A 17,398-nucleotide genomic window follows, 5' to 3' on the forward strand; every position below is an offset into this window, starting at 1 on the left:
GATGTGTATAAGAGACAGGTACGCAAGCCCGCCGACATCGTCGACCGCATCCTCGAGGTGAGTTCGACCCGTGGTGCGGTCCTGCTCGGCGATGGCCGGCTCACGGCCGGCGCCGCGGACCTGATCAGTGCCCAAAGCTCAGAGGGCCCAACGGTCGTGATCACCGCCGGTGACTGTGCGGCGCAGGACTCGGCGTCCGGCGCCTCGGCCACCGCCGACGTCACCCCGCGGCGAGTGTCCCCACAGTTGGTGTCGGTGCCGTACGACCCCGCCGTCGGCGCCGCGCTGGCGGCGATGGGCACCGATCCGGTCGCACCCAGCTACCAGGACACCTCGCTGGCGGTCCGGCTTCGCCACGACTCCGCGCTGGCCCGTCGCCAGGACGCCCTGGGCTCGATGCTGTGGCGCGGACTGGAATTCCCGGAGAGCCCCCGCGCGCCACGCGACGAGATCCTGATGCCGCCGGCGTACTGGAAGCCCCGCGCCGACGACGCGCAGGCCGTGTTGACCACCTTGGCCACCGCGCTGCGCTCCGGGCTGGCCGTGCCCCGGCCGCTGACCGCGGTGCTCGCCGAAGCGCGCGACGTGACAGTCCCGCCCGAGCATCCGCTGCCGACCCAACAACTGGCGGGCGGCTTCAGCCCGGATGTCATCGGCGCGGTGGCCAACGACATCGGCCGGCTGACGGGCCTGACCGCGGCGTTGACCACCGACGTCCGCACCGGCCTGACCGGTGACCAGTACACCGCGCCGCTCGCCGAGGGCATGCTGCGCGCACTGACCCAGTCCGAGCCGGTCGATGTCCGCAACGGCCTGGCGACGCAGCGCCTGGCGATCATCGGCGACACCGTCAACGACCTGATTGGCGCGGTCACCATCGTCAACCCCGCCGACTCCTACACGCTGGCCACCGAGCACAGCCCGCTGCCGCTGGCGCTGCGCAACGACCTGGCGGTCCCGATCCGGGTGCGGCTACACGTCGACGCCCCACCGGGGATGACGGTGACCGATGTCGGGGAATTGGAGCTGCCGCCGGGGTTCCTACCGCTGCGGGTCCCGGTCGAGGTGCGGGTCAACCAGCACTTCGTCGTCGACGCCGCGCTGCAGACGCCGGACGGTCTGCCGCTGGGTGAGTCCGTCCGCTTGTCGGTGCACTCCAACGCCTACGGCATGGTGCTGTTCTTGATCACCATGACCGCGGCGGCGGCACTGACGGTGCTGACCGGGCGCCGGCTCTGGCACCGCTTCCGCGGCCAGCCCGACCGCGCCGACCTGCCCGCTCCCCCATCCAGTCCGGGCGGAGAGCGGTGAGCACGCCGGCCCGGCAACCCGCACGCCCCGAGCTGACCGACGCCGCAGTGGTGTCGCGCTCCTGGGGGATGGCGTTGGCGACCCTGGTAAGCCGCATCACCGGGTTCATCCGGGTGGTGCTCTTGGCGGCGATCCTGGGGGCCGCCCTGTCGAGCGCCTTCTCGGTGGCCAACCAGCTGCCGAACCAGATCGCCGCCCTGGTGCTGGAGGCGACGTTCACCGCGATCTTCGTGCCGGTGCTGGCCCGCGCCGAACGCGACGACGCCGACGGCGGTGCCGCGTTCGTACGTCGGCTGGTCACGCTGGCCACCGCCCTGCTGCTGGCCACCACCGTCATCTCGGTGGCGGCGGCACCGATGCTGGTGCGGTTGATGTTGGGCGGCGACCCGCAGGTCAACGAACCGCTGACCATCGCGTTCGCCTATCTGCTGCTGCCCCAGGTGATCTGCTACGGGCTGTCCTCGGTGTTCATGGCAATCCTGAACACCCGCAACATCTTCGGGGCCCCGGCCTGGGCGCCGGTGGTCAACAACGTCGTCGCGATCACCACGCTGGTGGCCTACCTGCTGGTGCCGGGGGAACTGTCGGTTGACCCGGTGCGGATGGGCAACGCCAAGCTGCTGGTACTGGGCCTGGGCACCACGGCCGGCGTGGTCGCCCAGACCGCCGTCCTGCTGGTGGCGATCCGGCGGGAACGGATCAGCCTGCGCCCGCTGTGGGGAATCGATGACCGGCTCAAGCGTTTCGGCACGATGGCCTCGGCGATGGTGCTCTACGTCTTGATCAGCCAGGTGGGCCTGGTGGTGACCAATCAGATCGCCAGCACCGCTGCCGCGTCCGGCCCGGCGATCTACTACTACACCTGGCTGCTACTGCAGCTGCCGTTCGGCATGATCGGCGTAACGGTGCTGACCGTGGTGATGCCCCGGCTCAGCCGCAACGCCGCCGCCGGCGACGACCCCGCGGTGCTGGCCGATCTGTCCCTGGCCACCCGGCTGATGATGATCACCCTCATTCCGATCGTCGCACTGATGACCCTCGGCGGCCCGGCGATCGGCAGCGCGCTGTTCGCCTACGGCAACTTCGGCAACGTCGACGCGGGATTCCTCGGCGCTGCGGTCGCGATGTCGGCTTTCACGTTGATTCCCTACGCCCTGGTGCTGCTGCAGCTGCGGGTGTTCTACGCCCGGGAACAACCTTGGACGCCCATCGCCATCATCGTGGTGATCACGGCGGTCAAGATCGTCGCCTCGCTGGCAGCCCCGCACCTGACCGACAACCCCGATCTGGTGGCGGCCTACCTCGGTCTGGCCAACGGCTTGGGCTTTCTCGCTGGCGCGATCGTCGGGCACGTGCTGCTGCGGCGCTCACTGCGCCCGGTAGGCGGGCTGGTGGGGCCGGACGTGATCCGCACCGTGCTGGTGACGTTGACGGCGTCGCTGCTGGCCGGGCTGGTCGCCGAGGTGCTGGATCGAGTGCTGGGCCTGGGCATGCTGACCGACCGCGGTGCGGCGGGATCGATGCTGCGCCTGCTAGTGATGACGCTGGTGATGCTGCCGATCATCGGGGCGGTCATGGTGCGCGCCGAGGTGCCCGAGGCGGTTGCCGCGCTGGCCGCGGTGCGTCGAAGAATCGGTGCCGGAGAAGCCCCGATCGGCGTGGCGAACCCGCCTTCTCCCGATACGAGCGTCCCGTACGCTGAGCACAACCGTTTGCCCACAGACGGCGGGGACGTCCCGAACGATCCCGCCGCGCACACGCCGCCGGAGCACATCACCGGTGGCTGGACACCGAAAGGCGCGGAGGTGGCCAACATTCCTTCCGAAGGCACCGGGCCTCGCGCCGCGTCGCGGACCGTTGCTCCGCAGCCGTCTCCGCGGGCGACCGACGCCCCCGAGTCGGCCGGCAACCAGAGCTTGCTGACGCCCGGCCTGAGCATCGCCGGCGGCCGCTACCGGCTGCTGGTACGCCACGGCGGCACCCCGGTGCTGCAGTTCTGGCAGGCGCTGGACACCGCACTGGACCGCCAAGTCGCGTTGACGTTCGTCGATCCGAACCAGACCCTGGCCGATGACCAGCTCACCGGCGTGCTGTCGCGCACCCAGCGGCTCAGCCAGATCAGCCTGCCCGGAATCGCCCGGGTGCTCGACGTGGTGCGTGTCGGTGCGGGCGGCCTGGTGGTCTCTGAATGGGTGCGTGGCGCCTCGCTGCAGGAGGTGGCCGGCACCGCGCCCTCGCCGATCGGTGCCGCCCGCGCGATCCGGTCGTTGGCCACCGCGGCCGAGTCCGCCCACCAAAGTGGCGTGGCGCTATCGATCGACCATCCGGCCCGGGTCCGGGTCAGCATCGACGGCGACGTCACCCTGGCCTTCCCCGCCACGCTGCCGGATACCAAGCCCGAGGACGACATCCGCGGGATCGGCGCCACCTTGTATGCGCTGCTGGTCAACCGGTGGCCGTTGGCCGATGCCGGGGCCGACGTGGGGCTGGAGCCCGCGGACCGCGACGAGGCCGGCAACCCGGTCAAACCCGACGCGATCAACCCGGACATCCCGTTCCAGATCGCCGCGGCGGCCAGCCACGCGATCCAGCCAGACGGCGGGATCCGCGGCGCGTCGACGCTGTCGAACCTGCTGCAGCAGGCCACGGCCCTGCACGAGCAGACCGAGCTGTTGGGGACGGTCGGCGCCGAGGCGCCCGCGCCCCGTCCGGCCCCGGCACCACCGGACGACGAGACGCGGGCCGAGCGGCGCCGCCGGGTGCTGATCGGCCTGGGCATCGGCGGGGCCGTCATCTTGGTCGCGCTGCTGGTGCTGGCTTCGGTGCTGAACCGGATCTTCGGGGACGTCAACGGGCTCGACAAGACCGAGCTGGGGTTGAGCAGTCCTTCGGCGTCGTCGCAGCCGGGCACCACCGGACCCAGCGGCATCGTGAAGCCGGTCCAGGCGACGGTCTTCTCGCCCGGGGGCGAGGCGGACCGGCCGCAGGACGCCGGCCTGGCTATCGACGGCAATCCGGCCACCGCCTGGTCGACGGACACCTACTCCGATCCGGTGCCGTTCCCGAACTTCAAGAACGGCGTCGGGCTGATGCTGCAACTGCCCAAGCCCACGGTGATCGGCACCGTCACCCTCAACGTGTCCAGCACCGGCACCCGGGTGGAGCTGCGCTCTTCTTCGACGCCGAAGCCGTCGCGGCTCGAAGACACCACCTTGCTGGCCCCGGCGAAGTCGCTTCAGCCCGGTTCGAACAAGATCAGCGCCGACTCGGCGGCTCCGACTTCGAACCTGCTGGTGTGGATCTCCACGATGGGCAACACCGCGGGCGAGAGCCGCACCCAGATCTCCGAGATCACCGTGCAGGCGGCTTCCTAGGCGGGTCGCCGTGCCGGCGCAGCGGGCCTGTGCACAGCTCGGTCGGGTGAAGTGCCCACGGGGCCGCCGCTGGTTACTGTCCGCCCATGGGGCACCCGGACCGCAGCGACGCCGAGCTGTTGGCCGCGCACGTCGCCGGTGACCGCTTCGCCTTCGGCGAGCTCTACGGCCGCCACCACCGCCGGCTACACCGGTTGGCCCGGCTCACCACCGGGTGTCCGGAAGACGCCGAGGACGCGCTGCAGGAGGCGATGTTGTCGGCGCATCGGGCGGCGGGATCGTTTCGTTACAACGCCGCGGTCGGCAGCTGGCTGCACCGGATCGTACTCAATGCCTGCTTGGATCGCCTGCGCCGCAACAAGATCTCCTACACCGAACTGCACGTCACGCACGCCGTTGTCGATGATCACACCGCCGCGGTAGAGACGGCGCTGGAAGTGCGCGCCGCGTTGTCCCGGTTGCCCGCCGACCAACGGGCTGCGGTGGTCGCCGTCGACATGCAGGGCTATTCGGTCGCTGATGCCGCCCACGCCTTCGGCGTGGCACCGGGCACCGTCAAGAGTCGCTGCGCCCGCGGTCGCGCTCGGCTGGCCGTCCTGCTCAGACCAGCCGACCACCGGACGCCCGGCGCCGCGGGTGCGCCGGCCGGCGGCCGGATAGCCTTGGCGCCGAAGGGCGGGTTTCCAGGTCGGATCGACGACTGCGCGTGACGACACCAGAGCGAGCGGAAGCGGCAGCATGCCAAGCGATGAAGGCGGCGCACAGTCCCGGGCCCGCACCAGGCCACCGGCGCACTCGAGCCGTCCCCTGCCCCCGTTGCGCCGGATCGCCGCCTGGGCCGGAGGCGCCGCCGCGTTGATCGCTATCGGGGTCGGTACCGCCGCGCTGATCCGGTTCCCCGGCGACACCCCCAGCGGCCCGCGCTCCCTGGACGCCATAACGGTGGCTTCCGCTCCCACCGCGGTGCTGCCGCTGACCGAGCCGGAGATCCTCGAGCTCTTGGACCGTCGCCCCGATTACGGCCCGCTGACCGATCCGGCCCGCCGGACCGGCTGCCTGGCCGGACTGGGCTACCCCGCCTCGACACAGGTGCTCGGCGCCCGCGAGGTCACCATCAACGGTCACCGCGGCGTGGTGCTGCTGCTGCCGGGCACGCCAGAGGGCACGATCATCGCGTTGGCGGTGGCTCCGCACTGCAGTTCCGCCGACACCGGGCTGCTGGCCGACACCACTGTGCGGCGCCCCTAGCCGCCGGCCGGACCCGGCAGTAGCGAACCGGGGAACATCGCCGCCTACGCTGACGTTGCTAGCCCAGTAACCAGATCTCCCGCGCGGAAAGGCCCTCGATGTCTGAGACACCATCCACCCACGATGTGATCATCATCGGTTCCGGCCCGGCCGGGTACACCGCCGCGATCTACGCCGCCCGGGCACAACTGGCCCCGCTGGTCTTCGAGGGGACCGCCTTCGGCGGCGCGCTGATGACCACCACCGAGGTGGAGAACTTCCCCGGCTTCCGCAACGGCATCATGGGCCCTGAGCTGATGGACGAGATGCGCGAGCAGGCGCTGCGCTTCGGCGCTGACCTGCGCATGGAGGACATCGAATCGGTGGAGCTGGACGGGCCGGTCAAGACCGTCGTCACCGCCGACGGCGAGACGCACCGGGCCCGTGCGGTCATCTTGGCCATGGGTGCTGCCGCCCGCTACCTGAACATCCCCGGTGAGCAGGAACTGCTCGGCCGCGGGGTGAGCTCGTGTGCCACCTGCGACGGATTCTTCTTCCGCGACCAGGACATCGCGGTGATCGGCGGCGGCGACTCCGCGATGGAAGAGGCCACCTTCTTGACCCGCTTCGCCCGCAGCGTGACCCTGGTACACCGCCGCGAAGAGTTCCGCGCCTCGAAGATCATGCTCAACCGGGCCCGCGAGAACGACAAGATCCGGTTCCTCACCAACAGCGTGCCGGTGGCCGTGGAGGGTGAGACGACCGTGACCGGGCTGCGGGTGCGCGACACCGAGACCGGCACGGAAACCACCCTGCCGGTGACCGGCGTGTTCGTCGCGATCGGCCACGACCCCCGCTCGGCGCTGGTGCGTGGCGCCGTCGACCTGGACCCGGACGGCTACGTGCTGGTCCAGCAACCGGGGTCACGCACTTCCTTGGAGGGGGTGTTCGCCGCCGGCGACCTGGTGGACCGCACCTACCGGCAGGCGATCACCGCGGCCGGAACCGGCTGCGCGGCCGCCATCGACGCCGAACGCTGGCTGGCAGAATCCGAAGAAGCGGCCGATACCGCCGAAGCCCACGACACCGGTACCCAAACCCTGATGGGAGCACCCCGATGACCGAGCACGCCACCGTGAACGTCTCCGATGCCACCTTCGCCGCCGACGTATTGGCCAGCAGCAAGCCCGTGCTGGTGGACTTCTGGGCGACCTGGTGCGGCCCCTGCAAGATGGTGGCCCCGGTCCTCGAGGAGATCGCCGCCGAGCAGGCTGACCAGCTCACCGTCGCCAAGCTCGACGTGGATGCCAACCCGGACACCGCCCGGGACTTCAACGTGGTGTCGATCCCCACCTTGATCCTGTTCAAGGACGGCCAGCCGGTGAAGCGGATCGTCGGCGCCAAGGGCAAAGCGGCGCTGTTGCGGGAGCTCGCAGACGCGACCTAGCGATTCCGGGCACTGTCCGACGCGCTTGTGAGCCTCGGCTCTCAGGTGCCTTTTATTGCCTCGCCGTTTTCGAAAATTGGCCGGGGATCTGAGACAATTCTGGCTAATCTGCTGGCAACCACCAGCACGGTTCCACTGCCAACAGCGACAACCGGAGGGGCTCAGTAATGTCGGGTCGGCATCGCGGCACCGAGCAGGGCCTGCGTCGTGGCGACCGCAGTGGTGCCGTGGTGGAGATCCGGGCAGCGCTGGCTGCGCTGGGGCTGGTGGACAGCCCAGACGCGGATCTGAGCACTGGCAAACACGTCGCCCTGGACGTCTTCGACGAGGACTTGGACCAGGCGGTGCGGGCCTTTCAGCAGCAGCGGGGCCTACTCGTCGACGGCGTGATCGGCGAGGCCACCTACCGTGCGCTCAAGGAGGCCTCCTACCGACTGGGCGCCCGTATTCTCAACCACCAGTTCGGGGCGCCGATGTACGGCGACGACGTCGCCACCCTGCAGGCGCGCCTGCAGGATCTGGGTTTCTACACCGGTCTGGTCGACGGCTACTTCGGCATCCAGACGCACAACGCGTTGGCGTCCTATCAGCGTGAGTACGGTTTGTACGCCGATGGTATCTGCGGGCCGGAAACGTTGCGCTCCTTGAACTTCCTGGCCTCACGGGTGACCGGCGGTTCGCCGCACGCGATCCGCGAGGAGGAACTGGTACGGCGCTCGGGACCCCGCCTCTCCGGCAAGCGGATCGTCATCGACCCGGGCCGCGGGGGCCGCGACCACGGCCTGATCCTCCAGACTCCGTCGGGACCGATCAGCGAAGCAGACATCTTGTGGGACTTGGCAAGTCGTTTGGAAGGCCGGATGACGGCCATCGGGATGGACACTTTCCTGTCCCGTCCCAGCGGTCGCAGCCCGTCGGACGCCGAGCGCGCCGCGACCGCAAACGCCGTGGGCGCCGACCTGATGATCAGTCTGCGCTGTGCCACCCACGTCAGCCCGGCAGCCAACGGCGTGGCGTCCTTCCACTTCGGCAACTCGCATGGCTCGGTGTCCACCATCGGCCGCAACCTTGCCGACTTTATTCAGCGAGAGATAGTGGCGCGCACCGGATTACAGGACTGTCGGGCGCACGGCCGAACCTGGGATCTGCTGCGGCTGACCCGCATGCCCACCGTCGAGGTCGACGTCGGCTACATCACCAGCCCGCGTGATCGCGGGATGCTGGCCTCTCCCGCCAATCGCGACGCCATCGCCGAAGGAATGCTCGCCGCGGTCAAACGGCTCTATCTGCTCGGCAAGAACGACCGGCCCACCGGGACCTTCACGTTCGCCGAACTGCTGGCCCACGAGCTTTCGGTCGAGCGAACCGGCCATCTCGGCGGCTCCTGACCGCCGGCGGTTCAGCAAGACTCGACGCAGGAGAGACGCCGCTGGGACCGCCGCAAAGACCCGGCGGTTCAGCAAGACTCGACGCAGGAGAGACGCCGCTGGGACGCGGTCGCAGCGCCGGACACCGCGGGGGCGCCCACCCCTATCGGTTGCTCCAACCGCGAGCTCTCCAGCAGGCGCTCTAGTGCGGCCTCCACCTCTGCCTTCCACCCCAGGCCCTTGTCGAGTTCCAGGCGCAGCCGCGGGAAATACTGGTGCGGCGCCACCACGGTGAACCCGACGTCGGTCAGGAAATCTGCGGCGATGATGCAATGCTCGACCGAGCAGTCGCCGACCGCCTCCAACACCGGTGCGACGTCAGGCGGGACGGTGCCGAGATCGAGTAGTTCGGAGACCGCAGTCGTGCGGCCGAAGGCCTCGAGCGCGCGTACGCCGCGCCGCATCAGTTCTTCGACTACCCGCGAGATCAGTTCCCGTGGCAGACCGTCGGCCATCGGAGCCGGATCGACCCCGATCGAAGTCAGCAGCACAGCGTCGGCCGAGACCGGCCCGGTGGGAAACCGGTGGGCCCGCGGCACGGCTCGCGGGGGTGCGTAGAGCACATAGCCGAGGCACTGTGGATCCCCGACTCCTCGCGCGGCGGCCGACGGGGTGGCGACCTGGCCGCAGGTCCCCCACTCCAGCATCACCATCGACAGCCAAGCTTCCTTTTCGAACTCCGGGTCCGAGAGGTGATCGTCGCCGCCGAGGGTGGCTGGATCGACCTCCCAGAAGACACAGCGGCGCGCGTGCTTGGGAAGCTGCTCGAAGCCCTCGAGCTTCAGGGGTGCGATTCGGACAGACACTGGACTCCCGGTCTCAACCCGTGCTGCCGCCGACGACGGCCCCTTAAGAATAGGAGGGTCGAGGCGCCGGATGCCACCCTCGGTCCCATTCGGTGGGTCGGTTCCTCCGAAAAATGAAAGCTGCTGTTAATCAACATGTTTCAGCACTCCCGCCGGGGCCGGGTCACCGTACCGTCACAGTGACGTAACGGCCGTGTGGCCCTGGACCTGGGCGAACAACGCCTCAGGAGGTTGTCGAGTCCATCATCGCGACGATGCGCTGCAAATCGTCGACAGAGCCGAACTCGACCACGATCTTGCCTTTGCGCTTGCCGAGACTGACCGTCACGCGGGTGTCGAAGGTGGTCGACAACCGCTCTGCGACGTCCTGCAGACCGGGCATCTGGATCGGCTTACGCCGCGGCGCGACCGGTGTCGGGGTGCCCCCTCGGTTGGCCAGGGTGACCGCTTCCTCGGTGGCTCGCACCGACAGTCCCTCGGCCACGATCCGCGCCGCCAGCTCCTCCTGGGCCTCCGATCCGGCCTCCAGCGACAGCAGGGCACGGGCATGGCCGGCCGATAACACGCCGGCGGCGACCCTGCGCTGCACGGCAATCGGCAGGCGCAGCAACCGGATCATGTTGGTCACCAATGGACGAGAGCGACCGATGCGGGTGGCCAGTTCGTCGTGGGTCACCCCGAACTCGTCCAGCAGTTGCTGGTAGGCGGCCGCCTCTTCCAACGGGTTCAGCTGTACCCGGTGGATGTTCTCCAGCAGCGCATCGCGCAACAGGTTGTCGTCCTCGGTCTCCCGCACGATCGCCGGGATGGTCTCCAGGCCGGCCTGCTGGGAAGCCCGCCAACGCCGCTCCCCCATGACCAACTGGTATCGCGACGAACCGGGTACGGCACGCACCACGATGGGCTGCATGAGCCCGAACTCCCGGATCGAGTGCACCAGCTCGGCCAGCGCCTCGTCGTCGAAAACCTGCCGGGGCTGGCGCGGGTTGGGATCGATGTCGGCCGGCCTGATCTCCCGGTACACCGCGCCCACGTCGGCGGTGGGCGCAGGGGCGGCCGCGCTGCTACCGCCACCGAGAACGACATCCGCAGCGGCATCCCCCATGCGCGGGCCCAAGCCGGCACGACGGTCACCCGGGCCCTCGTTCCCCTCGCCGGGTCCCGTCGGGATCAGCGAGGCCAGGCCGCGGCCCAAGCCGCCCTTCTTACGCGACGGTCCGGTCATCTGGGGCGCTCCTGTTCTTCTCCGGGTCGTCGTACATCGGCGGTCACTGCTGTCCCCCACCGTCGGCCAGGTCTCGCTCGACGAGCTCCCGGCTGGCATCGAGGTAGCTCATCGCCCCGCGTGAACCTGGGTCGTAGTCGATGATCGTCATGCTGTAGCCAGGCGCCTCCGACACCTTGACGCTGCGCGGGATCACCGTCCGCAGTACCCGGTCACCGAAGTAGCGCCGGACCTCGTCGGCGACTTGATCGGCCAGCTTGGTGCGCCCGTCATACATCGTCAGCAGCACCGTGGTGACCTCCAGCCGCGGGTTGAGGTGCGCCTTGACCATCTCGATGTTGCGCATCAACTGGGACACGCCCTCCAGGGCGTAGTACTCGCACTGGATCGGAATCAGCACCTCCGGTGCGGCAACCAACGCGTTGACCGTCAGCAGTCCGAGTGAGGGCGGGCAGTCGATGAAGACGTAGTCGAAGTCGAAGTCGTCCAAGTCTGCCAGCGCATTACGCAGCCGGTTCTCCCGCGCCACCATGCTCACCAATTCGATCTCGGCGCCGGCCAGATCGATGGTGGCGGGAATGCAGTACAGCCGTTCGTTGTGCGGGCTCTGCTGTAGCGCTTCGGTCACCGGGATCGCCCCGATCAACACTTCGTACGACGACGGGGTGCCCGATTTGCGGTCGGCGATACCTAAGGCGGTGCTCGCGTTGCCCTGCGGATCGAGATCGATCACCAGGGTCTTGATGCCCTGCACCGCGAGGGCGGCGGCGAGGTTGACCGCGGTGGTGGTCTTGCCGACGCCGCCCTTCTGATTGGCCACGGTGAAGACGCGGCGGCGGGTGGGGCGGGGCAACCGGTTGTTGGTGTGCAGCACTTGCATTGCGCGCTCGGCCGCCGCTCCGATCGGGGTGTCGACAAAGTCCGACGATGTTTCACGTGAAACCGAGCCCGACGATGTTTCACGTGAAACAGCCGCAGCGGACGCTGCGGACTTCGCGGCCGACGACCGTGACGTAACGCCCGGGGGGACTGCTCTACTCATGCCTGCCTCCTGCTCGACCGTCGTGCCGTGCTGCTCGCCGCCCGAGCGCGTACGCGCTTCACCGCGGGGTCTCCCCGCAGCGCCAGCACCACGGTCGCGGGCGGGGTCAAATAGTCCACGCCACATCTCACCACCCTTACCTCGTTGGCGCCTAGTCTGGCCATCACAGCGCGATGCTCATCAACCTCGGCCTGCGCCCGCTCCCCCTTCATCGCCAGCATCCGGCCGCCCGTTCGTAGCAGCGGCAGGCTCCACCGGCCGATCTTGTCCAGGCTTGCCACGGCACGCGACGTGACGGCATCGCAGCCGCCGGCCGTGTCCCGCACGACAGCATCTTCGGCACGGCCACGCACCACCTCCACCCCCGCGAGGCCCAGTTCCGCGACCGCCTCATGCAGGAACTCGCTGCGGCGCAGCAGTGGCTCGACGAGGATCATCGATACATCCGGGCGGACGATCGCCACGGGTATTCCCGGCAGGCCGGCCCCACTACCGATGTCCGCCACCCGCTCCCCGGGCTCCAGCAGTTCCGCGACTGCAGCACAGTTGAGCAGGTGCCGCTCCCAGAGCCGTTCGACTTCTCGGGGGCCGATCAGGCCACGCTCTACACCGGGTCCGGCCAACAAGGCCGCGTAGCAGCGAGCCATGGGAAGGCGGTCGCCGAATACTTCCGTCGCCTCCGGGGGTGGCTCGGGTGCCGGTGCTCCCTCGACATGTTTCACGTGAAACATTCCTCCGGCTTCCCGGGAACGGACCGTGGCGAGGAATCACACTGTTGTGATTCCCCCCGCTGAGTCTTGGTCAGTCCCGCCGTACCACTACGCGGCGTGACGGCTCGACGCCCTGGCTCTCACTGTGCACACCGGCGACGGCGGCCACCGCATCGTGGACGATCTTACGTTCGAACGGGCTCATCGGGGCCAGTTCCTCGTCGGCACCGCTTTCCAGCACCCGCCGGGCCACCTCGTCGCCCAGCGCGGTCAAGTCGTCGCGCCGCCGACGGCGCCACCCGGCGATGTCGAGCATCAACCGGCTGCGTTCGCCTGTCTTCTGGTGCACCGCCAAACGGGTCAGCTCCTGCAGCGCATCGAGCACCTCGCCCTTGCGGCCGACCAGCTTGGACAGGTCCGTGCCGCCGTCGATGCTCACCACCGCGCGGCGGCCCTCGACATCGAGGTCGATGTCGCCGTCGAAGTCCAGCAGGTCGAGCAACTCCTCCAAGTAGTCGCCGGCGATCTCGCCTTCGGCAACCAGTCGGTCTTCCAGGTCCACCGTGGGGGCGGCTTGGCCCTCCTGGGCCTCGCCCTCGGAGGCCACGGACTCGCGCTCCGTGGTCCCGGCGTCGTTCATGTCAGTCGTGTCGGTCATGTCGTCTCCCTCCGTGCCCGGCGGCTCGCGCGCCGGTTGGCTTGTCGCGGTTTACGTCACCGCTTACGTTTCTTCGGCTTCGCCCCGGCCCCCGGCCGGCCGCCGCGGGCAGCCGGCCGATTCGGGCTCCGCTTGGCGGCCTCAGGGTTCCCGGCCTCACCGGCCTCCGCCTCGATCGCGCCCGGCTCCTCGGCGGGGTCATCGGAATCCCCGGCTGCATCGGTTGCGACCGCTCGGCTACCCCGCTTGGGCTTAACCCCGGGGGCTGGCGCATTGGCCGCGCGGCGCCGCAGCGCCTCTTCCTTCTTGTCCTCTTCCTCCTTGGCGATCAGCCCAAACACGTAGTGCTGCTGGCCGAAGGTCCAGATGTTGTTGGAGAACCAGTACAAGATGATCGCCAGCGGCAGGAACGGCCCACCGACCACCACGCCCAGCGGGAAGACATAGAGCGCCAGCTTGTTCATCATCGCGGTCTGCGGGTTGGCGGCGGCCTCAGGGCTCTGCCGCGCGACCGACGCCCGGCTGTTGAAGTACGTCGCGATACCGGCCGCGATCATGATCGGCACGCCGACCACGATCACCGACAGCCGGTTGAACTCGGTGAAGGCGTCCAGCCCGGTGCGTTGGATCATGGTCGCGCCCAGCGGGGCACCGAACAGATTCGCGTCCAGGAAGTTTCCGACGTCGGCCGCGCTGAAGAAGTAGTTGCCCAGCTGCCGGTTCAGATCGGGCGACAGGCCAAGCTGACCGATCCCGGTACTGGTCCGGTTGAACGACCGAAGCACGTGGAACAGCCCCAGGAAGACGGGAACCTGCGCGAGCATCGGCAAACACCCCAGGATCGGGTTGAAGCCGTGTTCCCGCTGGAGCTTCTGCATCTCCAGCGCCATCTTCTGGCGGTCCTTGCCGTACTTCTTCTGCAGCGCCTTGATCTGCGGCTGCAGCTCCTGCATCTGCCGGGTGGTCCGGATCTGCTTAACGAACGGCTTGTACAGCAGCGCCCGCAGGGTGAACACCAGGAACACCACCGACAGCGCCCAGGTGAAGAAGCTCGCGGGTCCCAGGAGGAGGCCAAAAGCCTTGTACCACAACCACATAATGCCCGACACCGGGTAGTACACGTAGTCCAGGCTGCCCGGATCAAAGGACACGGTATTCACCCTCCGCTCGATTGCCCGAGTTGTTCTCGGACGGGCAGCCGCAGTCAGCAGCCCCCTGGGACCGTTCGGGAATCGGGTCCCATCCGCCTTGATGCCACGGTCCGCACTTGGCCAGCCGTAGCGCCGCCAACCAGCTGCCGCGAATCAACCCGTACTCGGTCAATGCCTCGACCGCGTACTGACTACAGGTCGGCATGAAGCGGCAGCTGGGCAGACGCAGTGGCGAGATCATGTTCCGATAGAGCTCGATGACGAAGATCAACCCGCGTACCGGTGCTACCGCGACCGCGTGCATCAGCGCACCGCCCCCGCACCCCGGCGGATCGACCGCAGTCCTGTCCGCAACTGAGCGCTGAGCTTGTCCGAGCTCGCGCCGTTGCTGCCGGGCAGCGCCCGAATCACGAGTTGCTCTCGCGGTTCCAGGTCGGCCAACACTCCACGGGCCACATGGCGCAGTCGCCGAGCCACCCGATGTCGGTCGACAGCCGTACCGACCGACTTGGCAATGATCAGACCTATCGTCGGCGGAGTTCCCGCCGCGCCGTCCGACGCCGACTCCTCAGACGAGTCCGTCCATTGGTCGACTACGACCCGGCTGTACACGATGACGTCCGGCTGCACCGCCCTTCGGCCATGCTTGACCGTTGCACCGAAGTCGGCCGATCGTCTCATCCGGTATTGAGCCGGGAGCACCGCCGAGCTGCCTGTGCTCAGGCGGTCAGCGAGCGTCGGCCCTTGCTGCGCCGGGCGGTGACGATGGCACGGCCGGCACGGGTACGCATCCGCAGCCGGAACCCGTGCACGCGGGCCCGACGACGGTTGTTGGGCTGGAAGGTCCGCTTGCCCTTGGCCACGGCACACTCTCCTTATTGCATCTTGCGTCGCATAAGCCCGACACACCGGAAGCCCGTTGTGCCTGTCGCACGCGACGCACTCGGTAAGCTCGGTGAACTTCTGCGTCTTGCTGTCTTGCTCGTAACCGGCGCGGGCTCCGGCCTTTAGGCCGGTCGCAGCCGTATCGCCAACGTTCGGGCGACTGTTCGAGGGTACTGATGCACGTTCGCCGGGTCAAACCCCGGTGTAGTCGCCGCACTGCACGCTGCCCATCGGCCTACGAAATCGACCCACTATTCACACTGTTCACACCCGTATCGGTCCCGCTAACGACCTTCGTTTTCATTCGCTTCATCTCGCTGAAATGAGTAGTCGTCTAGGCAGAAACCTGTTAGCTTCCTTGCCAGCGCCGTTTCGGAACCGGAGCGGTTTCTCGACCACGAACCGAAGATCACGAAGCGGCTGGCGCTTCAGATATGGCGTCTTTTGTCTGGAGTATCCGTTGCTGAGCACCCGGCCCGGAGGGCCTCATCGCGGAATGCGCACCTCATCCACATCTGTGGATAAGTGTGTGGATAGCATGTCCCCTGACGGCACGCGTGCGCTGCGGTGCCAGGCCGGACGGCGTCGAACCAGGGGGATGGGGCTGTGAATGAGGACCCCGGCACTCCGTTCCTCGGTCTCTGGGACGAGGTAGTCGCCGAACTCAACGGCGAATCCGCGGGAGCCAACGGCGACGCGCCAGCCCTGACTCCCCAGCAGAAGGCCTGGCTCAAGCTAGTCCACCCGCTGGCCATCGTCGAGGGCTTCGCGCTCTTGGCGGTCCCGAGCAGTTTCGTCCAGAACGAGATCGAACGGCATCTGCGGACCCAGATCACCGATGCACTCAGCCGGCGCCTCGGCCACGCCATCGAACTCGGTGTTCGCATCTCACCGCAGGTCGCTGAAGACCCGCCCACCACTTCCAGCACCGACCCCGGTGTAGAGGTGCGCGTCGAGGACGAAGACGACGAGACCACCGACGTCGAATACGACTGGCCCAACTACTTCACCGAGCGGCCCAGTGAGGACTCGCCGACCGCCGACGGTGCAAGCCTCAACCGGCGCTACACCTTTGACACCTTCGTCATCGGCACCTCCAACCGGTTCGCCCACGCCGCCGCACTGGCCATCGCCGAAGCACCGGCTCGCGCTTACAACCCGCTCTTTATATGGGGTGAGTCCGGTCTGGGTAAGACCCACCTGCTGCATGCGGCCGGCAACTACACCCAGCGGCTCTTCCCCGGGATGCGCGTCAAGTACGTCTCCACTGAAGAGTTCACCAACGACTTCATCAACTCTCTTCGCGACGACCGCAAGGTGGCGTTCAAGCGGAGCTATCGCGACATCGATGTGCTACTGGTCGATGACATCCAGTTCATCGAGGGTAAGGAAGGTATCCAGGAAGAGTTCTTCCATACCTTCAACACGCTGCACAACGCCAACAAGCAGATCGTGATCACTTCCGATCGGTCGCCGAAACAGCTTGCCACCCTTGAGGATCGGCTTCGAACTCGTTTCGAGTGGGGCTTGATCACCGATGTTCAGCCGCCGGATCTAGAGACCAGGATCGCCATTCTGCGCAAGAAGGCGCAGATGGAACGCCTCGATGTGCCGGCCGATGTGCTGGAGCTCATCGCCACCAGCATCGAACGCAACATCCGCGAACTCGAGGGCGCGCTCATCCGCGTAACCGCATTCGCCTCACTCAACAAGACCCCGATCGACCGGGCGTTGGCCGAGATCGTGCTGCGTGACCTGATCGCCGACGCCAGCACTATGCAGATCAGCGCCGCGATCATCATGGCGGTCATCGCCGAATACTTCGACACCTCCGTCGAGGAACTACGCGGGCCCGGCAAGACACGGCCGCTGGCGCAGTCCCGCCAGATCGCCATGTATCTGTGCCGGGAGCTGACCGACCTGTCGCTGCCCAAGATCGGCCAGGCATTCGGTCGCGACCACACCACGGTGATGTATGCCGAGCGCAAGATCCGCGGCGAGATGGCCGAACGTCGCGAGGTCTTCGATCAAGTCAAAGAGCTCACCACCCGGATCCGGCAGCGCGCCAAGCGCTGATTCCCGGCTCGGAAGTCCGTCCTTCTTGCAAAAAACTTTGGACCCACTCGTACCACCCG

At 67.9% G+C, this 17,398-nt stretch carries 16 protein-coding genes and 1 pseudogene; 8 read left to right on the plus strand and 9 right to left on the minus strand.

Annotated features, from left to right (window positions below; all coding sequences use genetic code 11):
* From LI94_RS03780 to LI94_RS03810, 7 genes and pseudogenes are all read left to right on the plus strand, one after another.
* A pseudogene (locus LI94_RS03780) lies at positions 1-1,311 on the plus strand (hypothetical protein); the annotation flags it as partial.
* Positions 1,308-4,685, plus strand: a complete 3,378-nt coding sequence (gene murJ / locus LI94_RS03785; protein WP_046300350.1) for a murein biosynthesis integral membrane protein MurJ — start codon at positions 1,308-1,310, stop codon at positions 4,683-4,685. The pseudogene LI94_RS03780 and the gene murJ, both read left to right, overlap by 4 nt.
* Positions 4,686-4,771: 86 nt before the next feature.
* On the plus strand, positions 4,772-5,395 hold the full coding sequence (gene sigM / locus LI94_RS03790) for an RNA polymerase sigma factor SigM (RefSeq protein WP_046300351.1): 624 nt from the start codon (positions 4,772-4,774) through the stop codon (positions 5,393-5,395).
* Between the two features lie 28 nt (positions 5,396-5,423).
* On the plus strand, positions 5,424-5,933 hold the full coding sequence (locus tag LI94_RS03795; protein WP_024442081.1) for a hypothetical protein: 510 nt from the start codon (positions 5,424-5,426) through the stop codon (positions 5,931-5,933).
* A gap of 98 nt (positions 5,934-6,031) precedes the next feature.
* Positions 6,032-7,033, plus strand: a complete 1,002-nt coding sequence (gene trxB / locus LI94_RS03800; protein ID WP_024442082.1) for a thioredoxin-disulfide reductase — start codon at positions 6,032-6,034, stop codon at positions 7,031-7,033.
* Positions 7,030-7,359: a thioredoxin gene (trxA, locus tag LI94_RS03805; protein WP_024442083.1), complete on the plus strand. Its 330-nt coding sequence runs from the start codon at positions 7,030-7,032 to the stop codon at positions 7,357-7,359. Before trxB ends, trxA begins: the two co-directional genes overlap by 4 nt.
* 167 nt (positions 7,360-7,526) lie before the next feature.
* Positions 7,527-8,747, plus strand: coding sequence for an N-acetylmuramoyl-L-alanine amidase (locus LI94_RS03810; RefSeq protein WP_024442084.1), 1,221 nt, complete (start codon positions 7,527-7,529; stop codon positions 8,745-8,747).
* Between the two features lie 68 nt (positions 8,748-8,815).
* Here the strand turns inward: LI94_RS03810 and LI94_RS03815 are convergent, their stop codons facing one another.
* The 9 genes from LI94_RS03815 to rpmH form a co-directional block, all read right to left on the minus strand.
* Entirely contained in the window at positions 8,816-9,592 is a 777-nt protein-coding gene (locus LI94_RS03815) for a hypothetical protein (RefSeq protein WP_046300352.1), read from the minus strand.
* A gap of 223 nt (positions 9,593-9,815) precedes the next feature.
* The gene (locus tag LI94_RS03820) at positions 9,816-10,817 is read right to left on the minus strand and encodes a ParB/RepB/Spo0J family partition protein (protein WP_024442086.1); all 1,002 of its coding nucleotides are present in this window, start codon (positions 10,815-10,817) and stop codon (positions 9,816-9,818) included.
* Between the two features lie 43 nt (positions 10,818-10,860).
* A complete protein-coding gene (locus tag LI94_RS03825) occupies positions 10,861-11,859 on the minus strand; it encodes a ParA family protein (RefSeq protein WP_239651148.1) in 999 nt (332 codons plus the stop codon).
* Complete coding sequence (gene rsmG, locus LI94_RS03830) at positions 11,856-12,506, minus strand: 16S rRNA (guanine(527)-N(7))-methyltransferase RsmG (RefSeq protein ID WP_239651150.1); 651 nt, start codon at positions 12,504-12,506, stop codon at positions 11,856-11,858. The genes LI94_RS03825 and rsmG overlap by 4 nt, the downstream gene beginning before the upstream one ends.
* Positions 12,507-12,660: 154 nt before the next feature.
* Positions 12,661-13,209, minus strand: a complete 549-nt coding sequence (locus tag LI94_RS03835; RefSeq protein WP_164517946.1) for a R3H domain-containing nucleic acid-binding protein — start codon at positions 13,207-13,209, stop codon at positions 12,661-12,663.
* 74 nt (positions 13,210-13,283) lie between these two features.
* Entirely contained in the window at positions 13,284-14,387 is a 1,104-nt protein-coding gene (gene yidC / locus LI94_RS03840) for a membrane protein insertase YidC (protein ID WP_255351878.1), read from the minus strand.
* Positions 14,368-14,682, minus strand: a complete 315-nt coding sequence (gene yidD, locus LI94_RS03845) for a membrane protein insertion efficiency factor YidD (RefSeq protein ID WP_036457680.1) — start codon at positions 14,680-14,682, stop codon at positions 14,368-14,370. The genes yidC and yidD overlap by 20 nt, the downstream gene beginning before the upstream one ends.
* Positions 14,682-15,080, minus strand: a complete 399-nt coding sequence (gene rnpA / locus LI94_RS03850) for a ribonuclease P protein component (protein WP_052739860.1) — start codon at positions 15,078-15,080, stop codon at positions 14,682-14,684. Before rnpA ends, yidD begins: the two co-directional genes overlap by 1 nt.
* Before the next feature lie 17 nt (positions 15,081-15,097).
* The gene (rpmH, locus tag LI94_RS03855; protein ID WP_024442093.1) at positions 15,098-15,241 is read right to left on the minus strand and encodes a 50S ribosomal protein L34; all 144 of its coding nucleotides are present in this window, start codon (positions 15,239-15,241) and stop codon (positions 15,098-15,100) included.
* Positions 15,242-15,869: 628 nt separating this feature from the next.
* On the opposite strand from rpmH, the gene dnaA reads away from it, so the two are divergent.
* Complete coding sequence (gene dnaA / locus LI94_RS03860; RefSeq protein ID WP_046300356.1) at positions 15,870-17,339, plus strand: chromosomal replication initiator protein DnaA; 1,470 nt, start codon at positions 15,870-15,872, stop codon at positions 17,337-17,339.
* Positions 17,340-17,398 lie beyond the last annotated feature (59 nt).

It is taken from the genome of Mycobacterium sp. UM_Kg27, from assembly GCF_000972905.1.
Lineage (GTDB): Bacteria > Actinomycetota > Actinomycetes > Mycobacteriales > Mycobacteriaceae > Mycobacterium.